The organism is Pseudomonas sp. Snoq117.2, from assembly GCF_900110545.1.
Classification (GTDB): Bacteria; Pseudomonadota; Gammaproteobacteria; order Pseudomonadales; family Pseudomonadaceae; genus Chryseomonas; species Chryseomonas benzopyrenica.
Map to the genome: position 1 here is coordinate 45485 of NZ_FOED01000008.1, position 11469 is coordinate 56953.

Sequence of the window (11469 nt, forward strand, 5' to 3'; positions counted from 1 at the left end):
GTCAGGCCCCCTTGTTTTCGATGCGGCTGTTGCCGCCGTCCACCACCAGGTACTCGCCGGTGATGTAGCTCGCCTCGGGCGAGGCCAGGAAGGCCACCGCCGCGGCGACCTCGGCAGGACGACCGGCGCGGCCCACGGGGACCCGCGTCGCGGCCTGCAATTCTTCCGGCAGGCTGGAGGCGGTCTCGATCCAGCCAGGGGCCACGGCGTTGACCGTGATGCCCTGCCCGGCCACCTCCAGCGCCAGGCTCATGTTCATGCCGACCATGGCCGCCTTGGCCGCGCTGTAGGCCGCCGCCTGCGGAATGCCCGCCCGGGTGCCGGTGGCGGAACTGACGTGGACGATGCGGCCATAGCCGCGCGCCTGCATGCCGGGCAATACGGCACGGGTCAGCAAGAAGGCCGTGGTCAGGTTGCGCGCCAGGGTCAGATTCCAGTCGGCCAGAGTCATCCGCGCCATCTCGACCAGGGGCTCGGGACTGCCCTGCATGGTCATGCCGGCGTTGTTGACCAGGATGTCAATACGGCCCCAGCGCGCCTCGGCCCACTGGCAGAAGTCGCCAACGGCGGCCTCCTCGGTGAGATCCAGGGCCTGACCATCAGCGGTGACGCCCGCGGCGCGCAATTCCGCCACCCGTTCGGCGATGCGCGCACTGCTGGCGGTGACGATCAGCCGTGCCCCCGCCGCGCCCAGGCGGCGGGCTATCGCCATGCCGATGCCGGCTTCGCTGCCGGCACCGCTGATCAGGGCCACCTGGCCCGCCATCGACTCGCTCATGTCGCTGTCTCTATCGTTGTCTGACTGGACTCTAAGCCTGTCTGGCTGATACAAAAAGACGATCGTTATCAGCGAAATTGACAACCATGGCCTTTACCAGCGAAACGCTTCGGGTCTTCCTCGCCGTCATCGACGAGGGCTCCTTTTCCGCGGCGGCTCGCGTCCTGGGGCGGGTGCCCTCCGCGGTGAACATGGCGATCTCCCAGCTGGAGGCCGAACTGGACCTGGTGCTGTTCGATCGCGCCACCCGCAAGGCGCTACCGACGCCTGCGGCCCGTGCCCTCGAACCCCAGGCGCGGCAGGTGGCCAGCCAGCTCACTCTGCTCGACGCCCATGCCCTGCAATTGCACGCCGGGCTGGAACGGCGCTTCGTACTGGTGATGGCGCCGGAGTTGCAGACGGGTGCCTGGAGTCGGCCGCTGGTGACCCTGGCCGAGGAATTTCCAGCGCTGGAAATCGAGATCCGCTCGGCGGCACGCGCCGAGGCGATCCGCCTGCTGCACGATGGCAGCGTCGACCTCGCGCTGATCTTCGAACGACCGGGGATCAACGAGCAGGAAGGTTTCGCCGAGGCCGGCAGCCAGTTGCTCACGGCGGTGGCGGCGCCCGGCTACCCCTCGACCCGCACCGGTCGACCTCTGGGCGAAACGCTGATGGCCGACACCCGCCAGATCGTGGTGGCCGGCGGCGACCGCAACGCCTCGGACCCGCAGATCGTGCTGTCGCAGCGGGTCTGGCTGACCGACAGCTATCTGGCGACGCTGGGCCTGGTGCAGGCCGGGCTGGGCTGGGCCTATCTGCCCCATCCGCTGGTGCGCCCACTGATCGCCGCCGGGCTGCTCGAACAGGTGCAATTCGACAACATGGCCAGCCAGATCCGTCGCTGGATCGACGTCATCTGGATCAAGAGCCGCCCCCAGGGTCTGGGCGCGCGGCGCTATCTGCAGCTCTTGCGCGAGCAGATCGGCACCAAGCCGGAATAGCGGCTTGGGCAAGGCTGCCTCCGCCTTGCCCAGGACTCCGCATTGGATTTGGCAGGTTTCCAGTTGCCCAGGTAGCATACGCGGAACGATTCTCATCTGAAGCTGCAGCTGTCCAGGAATAGCGATGTTCGACTTAAACCAAGCAAGCTTTTCGCTCAACGGTCGGGCCTTGCTGCATCCAGTATCTCTGCAACTGCCCCGCGGCCGGACCGTTGGCCTGATCGGCCACAATGGCTCGGGAAAGTCTACGCTGCTCAAGTTGCTGGCTCGTCAGCTCACGCCCTCCGGCGGCACCCTGACCCTGGATGGTGAGGACCTCACCGCCTGGAAGACCCAACGCTATGCCCAGCAGGTGGCCTATCTGCCGCAACAGTTGCCCGCCGCGGAGGGCATGAGCGTCCGGGAGCTGGTCGGCATGGGCCGCTATCCCTGGCACGGAGCCCTTGGCCGCTATGGGCAAAAGGATCGCGATCACGTCGAACGGGCAATGCAGCTGACGGGGACCGATAGATTCGCCGAGCAACTGGTGGATACCCTATCGGGCGGTGAGCGACAGCGGGTGTGGCTGGCGATGTTGCTGGCGCAGGACACCCGCTACCTGCTGCTCGACGAGCCCACCTCGGCGCTCGATATCGCGTACCAGGTCGAGGTTCTGCAGCAGATCCAGACGCTGGGCCGGCAACTGGATCTCGGCATCATCCTGGTACTACACGAAATCAACATGGCGGCGCGCTATTGCGACCACTTGATCGCCATGCGTGCGGGTCGGGTATTGGTGGAAGGCAGCCCCGCCGAGTTGATGAACGCGGCGACCTTGCAGGCCATCTATGGCATTCCCATGGATGTCCTGCCGCACCCCCATGATGGTACCCCGTTGGGCTTTCACTGCTAGGTCCTGTAAGAAAAGTGCCTACGCGCGCTGATGCTTCGTTGAAAGGCCTGGATCGCCAGGCCGATCGCAATGCTCGTTTACCGCTCTTAAACCCGAGCGCGGGGCCGAACGCTTCCTAGCCTTTTCGTGGGGCCGCCTAGGCCTCGCCTGATCTTCGCTCGGCGACTTTTCGTACCGAATCTAGGCAGCAGGCTGCGGGTCCTTGAGCAGCGGGCAATTGCTGCAAAGTTCTTCTTCCGGCAGGCGGTAGCGGATGCAGCACACCCGTCGCTGCCGCCATTGCCAGGACTTTTGCTCGGCGCTTCCCGCCAGGGGCAGTTCGACGTAGATCACCGGCTTGAACAGCGGATTGCGCGCGCCCTGGGCATCGGTCGGTTGTTCGAGCCAGTGCTCGAAGGGCGGTAGCGCGCCGGCCCGGGGTCGCGCCTTGCGCAATTCGCCAACAAACCATTCCAGGTAGTTGCCGGCATTGCTCCAGAGCACCTTGGGCGACACCCTGATCTGCGCACAGGCGCCATCGATGAAGGGGCGCAGATTCTCCAGCACCAGCGGCTGGAGGACATCCGGGTGGTCCACGGCAAAGGCCTCGCCCGCGTGGGGCAGGACGAAGGCTTCCGGCACCCGGTCCTCGTTCAACACCAGTCCCAGCTGGTCCACCGCCAGGGGCAGCCGCCAGCGCAGCAATAGCGCCGCCGCCACGACCGGGGGAATCAGCCGGGAAAAGTAGTACTTGGACCAGACCGAGAGCAGCGCCCGCCGATCCAGCTCCGGAGCCCCGCCGTAGCTGTCCAGCAGGTCCGGCAACCCTTCTTCGAGCAAGAAGCTCAGCGGGACCACCGACTCTCCTGCCGTAGGTAGCCGCAGTACCGGGGCGAACGCCTGGAGAGGACCGGTGAACAGAGGGGCCAGAACAGGAATCATCGGGTGCGCGATCCGACAGCGAGGAGATCAGGATTCATCCGCTTACCTTAGGCCGCTGCCCGGTCACGGCCAAGCTCTCCGGCGCCAGCCCCCTCATGCCAGCACGCAATGGTCGAAGAAGCGCTCGCGCTCGAGCAGCATGAGCGCCGCGCGCTTGTGGGGAAAGTCGAACTCTTTCTGCCGATAGAAACCCTGGCGTTGCAGATGGCCGATCATCCGCTCGTTATCGGCACGGGGCTCGCAGACGATGCGCCGGGTGCGCGGTTCGTCCAGCAGCAGGTAATGCACCAGCGCCGGCAGCCAGCAGGCCACTCGCTGGGGGCCGCGCAGACTGTCCTCTCCCACCAGCATGTGGATGCCACGATCGTAGTCATCCACGGCGTAGAACGGCGCGATGCGGTCTTCGGCCGCCCAGTAGGCTTCGAAGTAGGCGAAGGGCTGATCGTCCAGGCTGCCGACCAGGGTCAGTACATGGGGATCGGCGGCCTGGCGTTGCAGATAGGCTCGGTGTTGCTCGAGGCTGCCCTCCTCCTGCCAGAAGGCCGCCACGCGCGGCTGATTCTGCCAGCGATGAAACAGCGGCAGGTCATCCTCCACCGCCAGGGCGCGCAGGACGATCCAAGCGCCCAGCCGATGGTCGTAGCGGCGATAGACCTCTCCCGTCGGCTTGGGTGGGCGGCTGGGGTGACGGCGCTGGCCGGTGAGCTGGGCCAAGGCTGGATAGCCCGCGCTACCCGGCTGGCGCAACCAGGGCTGCGGCCGCTGCCAGAATTGGGCGCGCCAGGTCCGCCAGCCGCCCTCGGCGTCCTGGGTCAGCAGTCCCTGGCGCACGGCCTCGGGCAGCGCCGGCAGTCCCTCCCAGAGCAGTGCCGGCGCCTCGGGCGCGCGCAGCAGCAAGCCCAGGGCGAGCACCGCCAGGCGCTCGCCCGTCAGCTCGGCACTGCCTCCTGTGACAAGGACTTTTAGGCCTTCCGGCACTGGCTGTTCGCGGCAACGTAGCCAGAGTTCGTCACCGACCCGCCACAGGCTGTCGCCGTCGAGGCTTTCGTGCACCAGGCGCAAGCCGCCCGGCAGTCGCAGGAGCGACGTCATAGCGGGATCTCGCGGGGCTGGGGGTCTTCATGACGGCCTTCGGTCATGGCCACCACCACCTTGCGCGGGCCCTTGAATGGGGCGCGCCCATGGGCGGTGAGCATGTTGTCGAGCAAGAGGATGTCGCCGGTGCGCCAGGGGAAGAGAATGCGACACTCATTCAGCACTCCGCGAATCTCGTCCAGGGCGCTGTCTTCCAGCGGCGCGCCGTCGCCATAGAAGACATTGCGCGGCAGGTCTTCCTCGCCGACGGTATCGAGCAGCACCTCACGCATCTCCGGCTCCAGCGCCGAGACATGGAACAGATGTGCCTGGTTGAACCAGACCCAGTCGCCGGTACGCGGATGCCGGGCGACCCCTTGGCACAGCTGGCGGGTGCGCAATTCGCCGTCCGCCTTCCACTCGCAGGCGATACCACGGGCGGCGCAGAAGCGCTCCACGGTGGCTCGGTCATCGGTGTCGAACACCTGCTGCCAGGCCACGTCCAGGCCATTGCCATAGTTGCGCACGTAGCTCAGTCGGCGTTCGGCGAAGCGTCGGCGTAGGGCCGGATCGATGCGCGCGAACACCTGGCGGCTATCGGCGATGGGCGTCTCACCGCCCTCTTCCGCGGCCTGGGCACAATAGAACCAGATGCGCATGGGCCAGTCGCAGGTGTAGGCCTGCTCGTTGTGCAGCGGTATCCACTGGCGCGCCGGATATTCGGTCGAGGTATAGACGCCGTCGGCGGTCACCCGGCTCCGCGGGGTGGAGCCAAATTCGTAGTTCAGCAGCGGATGGCCGAAGCCGCTGGCGAAGGCCTGGAAGCCGGCGACGCCCGGGTCGGCGAAGCCATGCAGGAGCATACCGCCGGCCGTTTCCAGATGTTGGTCCACCAGGGCGTGTAATGCGCTGGAAACATCGCCCAGCCCGCAACCCGGCGCGCGCGGGGACAGACGGAGCGGCAGGCCGGATTCCAGTTCCAGGAGATCCGCAGGTAGCGTCGTCATGGTGGACCTCCGGTCTAGTGGGTCATGGCCTGGCGCAGACTCAAGGGACGCATGTCGGTCCAGACCTGCTCGATATGGGCCAGGCAGGTGGCCTTGTCGCCACTGACGCCGATGGCGGTCCAACCAGCCGGCAGGGCCTTGTAGTCCGGCCAGATCGAATACTGCTCTTCGGCATTGATGACGACCTGGAACTGGGTGGTGTCGCTGTCGAAACTCATCGCTATCCTCCTGCAAGACAACCGCCTCGTGCGGCTTTCCTCTTAAAGGACGAACGAGGGGCACGGCTGTTCAGCGCCCGTTCGGTGGCGGCGGCACGCCACGCAGTGCGGTGGCGATCTGGTGCGCCAGCATCGTCACGCTGGCCGGACCGCCAAAGGTCCAGTACGGACTGGGCAGGCTGGCATGGCGGCCGCTGCGCGCCAGCGGCATGGCCTGCCAGAGCGACGAGCGAAAGAAGGGATGCCCGGTCTGCTCACCGACGAACAGGGCCGTGAGGTCTGGTATCGCGGCGATCTCCTGGACGTTGTGGTAGCGGTGCAACACCCGGTCGGAGACCAGTGGCCAGGGGTCTTGGCCACCTAGACGCCGGACCAGGGCATTGATCAGCACGCGTCGGTTAAGGGTGATGAACACCCCCTGCTGCGGCAAGGGGAAAAGTACGGCAAACGGTTGACCGACGATACCCGCGGCCTGGGCCGCGACCTGGGTGTCGGCCAAAGCGCGGTCAGCCTGGATATTCACCGCTGTAGCCTCCGCTGTCCGGCCGACCCGCCTACCGAGATCGCTGAGCAAGGCGCTGGCGCGCGCCACGGCGTCATCGTCCGCCGTGTCCATTCCGTAGCGGTAGAGCAGCGTCGGGCCCAGGCTCTCCAGTCGACGGAACAGTCCCAGGTGGAGATAGCCGGAGCCGAGGATCAAATCCGGCCGTAGCCGGGCGATGGCTTCGAGGTCGGGTTGCTGAATGCTGCCGAGAGGCTGGCTGTCCTTGAGCAGGTCGGCGCCGAGGCCGACATAGCGCCGATAGCCGGCCAGATTGGCCACCCCCACCGGCGCCAGCCCCAGGGAGGTCACCAATTCAGTGGCGACATCGTCGAGGGTGATGATGCGCAGCGGGCGCTCGGGCAGCTGTGCCGACTGGCGGGCGATCAGGTCATCAGCCGCCCAGGCCGCGCGGGTGGCGATCCAGAGCAACACCAGCAGGATACGCAGCAGCTGCGTGCTCATCGGCGCACCTTTCTGTAGCTACGGGCCAGCAGCAGCAGAAAGGCCGGCGCACCCAGGGCCGCGGTAGCAATGCCGAGGGGAATGTCCAGCGGCGCCAGGCTCCAGCGCGCCAGCAAATCGGCCACTACCAGCAGGCAGGCACCCAGCAGCGGCGCCACCACCAGACGCTGGCGCGCCCGGTGCAAACCGAGCAGGCGCACACCATGGGGCACCAGCAGCCCAACGAAGGCCACCGGACCGACCACGGCCACGGCCGCCGCGATCAGCACACTGGCCAGGGCCACCAGCAACAGCCGGCGACTGGCCACGGAGAGTCCCAGTCCAGCGGCCACGCCCTCGTCCAGCGCCAGCAGATCCAACCAGCGCGCGGTCAGGCCGGCGGCGCCCAGCCCGAGCAGCAGCCAGGGCAGCAGCGCCTGGACATCGTCCCAGGTTCGACCGTAGCTGCTACCCACCATCCAGGTCAGCGCCTGGGCCACGTTGCTCGCATACTGGGCGATCAGCACGCTGGACAGCGCCAGCACCAGGCCACTGATGGCAAAGCCGGTCAATACCAGGCGCAAGGGCTCCAGCCCGCGCCGCAGGTTGGCGCCTATCACCCAGGCCAGGGCAAGACCAGCCCCTAGCCAGGCCAGGGGGAAGCGCCATTCGGCCACGAGGTCCGGGACCAGGACGATGGCGCCCAGCACCGCCAAGCCTGCGCTCTGGCTGACCCCGAGGATTTCCGGCCCGGCCAGGGGATTACGCGTCACCGCCTGCAGCAGCAATCCGCTGGTGGCGAGCAACGCGCCTGCCCCGGCATCCACCAGCAGTCTCGGCAAGCGCAGATCCAGCAGTAGCCGGGCCTCGGGCGCACCGGCGAGCAGCGCCTGCAGGAACGCCCAGGCACCCGGACCGACACCGCCGCAGAGACCGGCCGCTACCAGCCCCAGCAACAGCACCAGCAACAGCACCAGCAGGCTGCTGGCGAGCGGCAAGACCGCCCCTCGCCGAGCGCCGGTCTCGCTGGCCAACAATCCGACGGCGGCACGCGGGCCAGCGTCGAGGCGCCCCAGGAGCAGCAACAGGCAGAGCGAGCCCAGCAGGGCCGAGAGGACACCCAGCGGCAGGGTGATCCAGCCGGCCAGCAGCCGGACCAGCCCATCGGCGGCCAGGGTCAGCACGGCGCCCCAGAGACCGGAGAGCGCGACCAGGTGGGAGGGACGGCTCACGCCCAGGCCGAGGCGTAGCAGATTAGGCGCGATCAGGCCGATGAAGCCCAAGGGACCGGCCAACTGGATGGCCAGCGCGGTCAGGGCGCTGGCCAGCAGCAGGCTGGCGGCCTTGATCCCGGCCGGTGGCAGGCCCAGGCCGCGCATCTGGCCATCCCCCAGCCGCGACAGATCCAGCGGCCGCCGCAGTAGCCATATCAGCAGTAAGGCCAGCGGGACCAGGGGCGCGGTGAACGCCAGGTGACCCCAGCCCAACTGCCGCAACGAGCCGGTATTCCACAGCGAAAGGACCATGGCGGCCCGGTCGTTGAGACTGAGAAAGAGAGTGATGGCCGCGGCGGCGGCCTGGGCGATGGCCACGCCGGCCAGGGTCAGGCGCAAGGGCGTGGTGTGCCAGCCACCGGCCATGGCGAAGGTGAACAGGGCCGCCAACAGGCCACCGAGAAACACCAGCGGCAACCCGAGAAAGGCCGGCAGCAGCAGACTCAGGATGAGCCCGACCTGGGCGCCGGCGGTGATGCCGAGCAAATCGGGAGACGCCAGGGGATTACGGGTGACCACCTGCATGAGCGCTCCGGCGATGCCCAGACTCGCCCCCACCACCAGACCCGCCACGGCGCGCGGCAGTTGCAGCCACCAGAGCGCCAGCCCTGGCCAGGAGGGCGTGCTCGACCAGGGTGCGGCCCAGGCTTGCGCACTGGGCCAGCCGGTGGCGAACAGCGCCTGCCAGAGGAACAGGCCGAGCAGCAACAGACTGCCCAGACCAAGGGAAAGAGACCAAGCGGGCGACCGCGAGACGGCGCCCCTGGGGGACTGCGACATGGAGACTTCGCTTATGCAACGCGGGCGAAGCCTGCTGGCTTCGCCCGTGACTGGAGAGCATTGCCCACGCCAGCGGCGTGGGACTCGACCTTAGAACCTGTTCACGATCTCGCGAGCTAGAGACAAACCAGGCGAAAATGGCTGAGGAAGCGGAGTTTACGAGTGGTAAATGAGCATTCCGAAGCCATTTTCAACGCCGTTTGGCCGACGCGCAGCAGATCGTGAACAGGTTCTTACCAGCGATAGGCGACGGTGCCTATGACGCTACGTTCGTCGCCCCAGTAACAACGACCGGCATCGTTGCAACCCGAGACGTACTCCTTGTCGAACAGGTTCTTGGCGTTGACGTCCAGTGACCAGTGGCGGTCGAAGTCATAGCCGATACCAGCGTCCACCAGGGTGACGTCGCCGGTATCCAGCTTGCCGTAGGTGGTGGTGTAGGAGTACACGCTGTCGATGTAGCGCACGCCGCCGGACAGGCGCAGACCGCGCAGCTCGCCATCCTTGAATCTGTAGGTCAGCCAGCTGGAGGCGAAGTTGCGTGGCACCCCGGTCATCTGCCGATCCTCGAAACGTGAGCCAGGCGCGTCCTTGGTGATCCGGGCATCGGTATAGGTGTAGGCCGTCACCCAGTTCAGGTTGTCGGTGAGGTTACTGTTGATCTCCAACTCGAAGCCCTTGGAGCGACTCTCACCGACCTGGCGTGGCAGGTTGTTCTCGGTGATGACGTCGTTGTCCTTGCGCAGGTCGAATGCCGAGGCCGTAACGCTGGTGTTCCAGCCCTTGGGTTCGTACTTCATCCCTACTTCGTACTGTTCGCTGGTGATGGGGCTGAACGCCGGACCATTGACCGGCGGCTGCTGCACCGGTACGAAGCCGCGGGCATAGCTGACATAGGGCGACAGCCCATTATCGAACTGGTACATCAGCCCGGTCTGCCAGGTGAACTTGTGGTTCCAGTCGCTATCGTCCTGCGCCGCGGCGGCGAAGGTGCGGCGGTTGCGGTATTCGCTCTGGGCCCAGTCCATGCGTCCGCCCAGCAGGAAAATCCAGTTGTCGTACTTGGTCTGAAGCTGGCTGTAGGTGCCGTAGAGATTTTGGGTCAGCAGACTGTCGGCAACGGAGAGCGGCGTCGTGGGGTCACCGGCGTAAACGGGGTTGAAGACGTTGACGAGAATCGGTGCCCTGGGGTCGTTGGCGTTCCAGTCCTGGCTGTAGGATGTCCGGTCGTAGCCCGCGCCAAACAACAGGGTGTGCTGGAAGTTGCCAGTATCGAACTTGCCTTCGAGCTGGTTATCCAGCGAGTAGACCATCGACTTGTTCTGGCGATCGTACGCCGATACCGCCACGGTGGTCCCGAACCCACCTTGATTCAGGGCTCCCGGCCAGATCTCATGCCGGTCGATCCGCGACTGCAGGTAGCGGGAATTCTGGCGGAAGGTCCAGACGTCGTTGAACTGGTGGGAGAATTCGTAGCCCAGACTCCAGGTCTCGCGCTCGAACTTGTCCCAGTCTGGGTTGCCGAGCATGGCGTTACGGCTGAGCTTGCCGTTGGGGTTGTTGAACAGGGTTCCGGCGGCCGGATAGCCCAGCTCGATGGCGGTACGGTCACGCTGGTAGCTGGACAGCAGCGTCAGGGCGGTGCTGTCGCTCAGGTTGAAGGTGATCGACGGCGCGATGTAGAAGCGGTCATCGGGCACATGGTCCACCTGGGTGTCGGATTTGCGGCCAAGCATCACCATACGCCCGAGCACACTGCCGTCATCGGTGAGGGGGCCGGAGACGTCCAGTCCGAGCTGGCGCCGATTGTTACTGCCATAGCTTGCCTGAACTTCACCACGTGAATCAGCCGTGGGACGCTTGCTGACCAGGTTGACCAAGCCGCCAGGGGCGTTCTCGCCGTAGAGGATGGAGCTTGGCCCGCGGAATACCTCAACCCGCTCCAAGCCATAAGGCTCCGAGGTGGTGTCGTAGCGATTGCCCTGAACTCTCAGGCCGTCGCGATAGAGGCCATAGCCATAGTCGGTCGCATTGAAGCCGCGGATGAAGAAGTAGTCGCCGGCCAAGCCGTCGCCCACGGCGAACGGTGGCGAAAAGATGCCCGGGGTGTAGCCGAGGATGTCGGTCAGGGTCTGTGCTTGCTGATCCTTGATGCGTTGCTGGGTAACCACCGAGACCGAACGCGGGGTCTCCGCGAGCGGAGTACTTGTCTTGCTGGCTGCCGCGCTGTTATTGGCCTTGTAGCCCACGTCCGGACCGACTGGCGAGGGCTCGGCCTCGGCGGTAATGGTCGTCGGCGCGATGGCGGCGGGCGCTTCCTTCGCCTGGGCCGTCGCCTGGGTCTGCCAGGCGACGGCCGCCGCCAGCAGGGTGATCTGGAATCCGTGAGCTACGACTTTGTGCATGGCTAGCAGCTGTCCTTGAAATGATCCTTAAAACCGCGCACCAGGCGCGTTCCCCTAAACCGTTCAATACTCTATTACATGGCAATAAGATATCAAATCAGAATCGTTACTATTTAGAAGTCAATCACTGCCTGGTGGCCGTCCCTGGCATA

The 11469-nt window shown here is 66.0% G+C and carries 10 protein-coding genes; 2 read left to right on the plus strand and 8 right to left on the minus strand.

Going from position 1 to position 11469, the window contains the following annotated elements; translation table 11 throughout:
- Position 1 precedes the first annotated feature (1 nt).
- Entirely contained in the window at positions 2-778 is a 777-nt protein-coding gene (locus BMZ43_RS18880; RefSeq protein WP_093255758.1) for an SDR family NAD(P)-dependent oxidoreductase, read from the minus strand.
- A gap of 86 nt (positions 779-864) precedes the next feature.
- On the opposite strand from BMZ43_RS18880, the gene BMZ43_RS18885 reads away from it, so the two are divergent.
- Both BMZ43_RS18885 and BMZ43_RS18890 read left to right on the plus strand, forming a co-directional pair.
- Complete coding sequence (locus BMZ43_RS18885; RefSeq protein WP_093255761.1) at positions 865-1761, plus strand: LysR family transcriptional regulator; 897 nt, start codon at positions 865-867, stop codon at positions 1759-1761.
- Between the two features lie 124 nt (positions 1762-1885).
- A complete protein-coding gene (locus BMZ43_RS18890; RefSeq protein WP_093255763.1) occupies positions 1886-2653 on the plus strand; it encodes an ATP-binding cassette domain-containing protein in 768 nt (255 codons plus the stop codon).
- A 180-nt stretch (positions 2654-2833) separates the two neighbouring features.
- Here BMZ43_RS18890 and fhuF read toward each other — a convergent pair whose 3' ends face one another.
- From fhuF to BMZ43_RS18925, 7 genes are all read right to left on the minus strand, one after another.
- Complete coding sequence (fhuF, locus tag BMZ43_RS18895; RefSeq protein ID WP_093255767.1) at positions 2834-3574, minus strand: siderophore-iron reductase FhuF; 741 nt, start codon at positions 3572-3574, stop codon at positions 2834-2836.
- A 93-nt stretch (positions 3575-3667) separates the two neighbouring features.
- A complete protein-coding gene (locus BMZ43_RS18900; RefSeq protein WP_093255769.1) occupies positions 3668-4666 on the minus strand; it encodes a GNAT family N-acetyltransferase in 999 nt (332 codons plus the stop codon).
- Positions 4663-5655 (minus strand): TauD/TfdA family dioxygenase, encoded by a 993-nt coding sequence (locus BMZ43_RS18905; protein WP_017640157.1) that lies wholly within the window; start codon positions 5653-5655, stop codon positions 4663-4665. Before BMZ43_RS18905 ends, BMZ43_RS18900 begins: the two co-directional genes overlap by 4 nt.
- Before the next feature lie 14 nt (positions 5656-5669).
- On the minus strand, positions 5670-5873 hold the full coding sequence (locus tag BMZ43_RS18910; RefSeq protein WP_017640156.1) for an MbtH family protein: 204 nt from the start codon (positions 5871-5873) through the stop codon (positions 5670-5672).
- A gap of 70 nt (positions 5874-5943) precedes the next feature.
- Positions 5944-6879, minus strand: coding sequence for an ABC transporter substrate-binding protein (locus tag BMZ43_RS18915; RefSeq protein ID WP_093255772.1), 936 nt, complete (start codon positions 6877-6879; stop codon positions 5944-5946).
- The gene (locus tag BMZ43_RS18920; protein WP_256563038.1) at positions 6876-8912 is read right to left on the minus strand and encodes an iron ABC transporter permease; all 2037 of its coding nucleotides are present in this window, start codon (positions 8910-8912) and stop codon (positions 6876-6878) included. The genes BMZ43_RS18915 and BMZ43_RS18920 overlap by 4 nt, the downstream gene beginning before the upstream one ends.
- A 233-nt stretch (positions 8913-9145) precedes the next feature.
- The gene (locus tag BMZ43_RS18925) at positions 9146-11317 is read right to left on the minus strand and encodes a TonB-dependent siderophore receptor (protein WP_093255777.1); all 2172 of its coding nucleotides are present in this window, start codon (positions 11315-11317) and stop codon (positions 9146-9148) included.
- Between the last annotated feature and the right edge of the window lie 152 nt (positions 11318-11469).

Coding starts and splice junctions, on each gene's coding strand:
- BMZ43_RS18880 (WP_093255758.1), bottom strand. CDS start 778: ATGAGCGAGTCGATGGCGGGCCAGGTGGCCCTGATCAGCGGTGCCGGC.
- BMZ43_RS18885 (WP_093255761.1), top strand. CDS start 865: ATGGCCTTTACCAGCGAAACGCTTCGGGTCTTCCTCGCCGTCATCGAC.
- BMZ43_RS18890 (WP_093255763.1), top strand. CDS start 1,886: ATGTTCGACTTAAACCAAGCAAGCTTTTCGCTCAACGGTCGGGCCTTG.
- fhuF (WP_093255767.1), bottom strand. CDS start 3,574: ATGATTCCTGTTCTGGCCCCTCTGTTCACCGGTCCTCTCCAGGCGTTC.
- BMZ43_RS18900 (WP_093255769.1), bottom strand. CDS start 4,666: ATGACGTCGCTCCTGCGACTGCCGGGCGGCTTGCGCCTGGTGCACGAA.
- BMZ43_RS18905 (WP_017640157.1), bottom strand. CDS start 5,655: ATGACGACGCTACCTGCGGATCTCCTGGAACTGGAATCCGGCCTGCCG.
- BMZ43_RS18910 (WP_017640156.1), bottom strand. CDS start 5,873: ATGAGTTTCGACAGCGACACCACCCAGTTCCAGGTCGTCATCAATGCC.
- BMZ43_RS18915 (WP_093255772.1), bottom strand. CDS start 6,879: ATGAGCACGCAGCTGCTGCGTATCCTGCTGGTGTTGCTCTGGATCGCC.
- BMZ43_RS18920 (WP_256563038.1), bottom strand. CDS start 8,912: ATGTCGCAGTCCCCCAGGGGCGCCGTCTCGCGGTCGCCCGCTTGGTCT.
- BMZ43_RS18925 (WP_093255777.1), bottom strand. CDS start 11,317: ATGCACAAAGTCGTAGCTCACGGATTCCAGATCACCCTGCTGGCGGCG.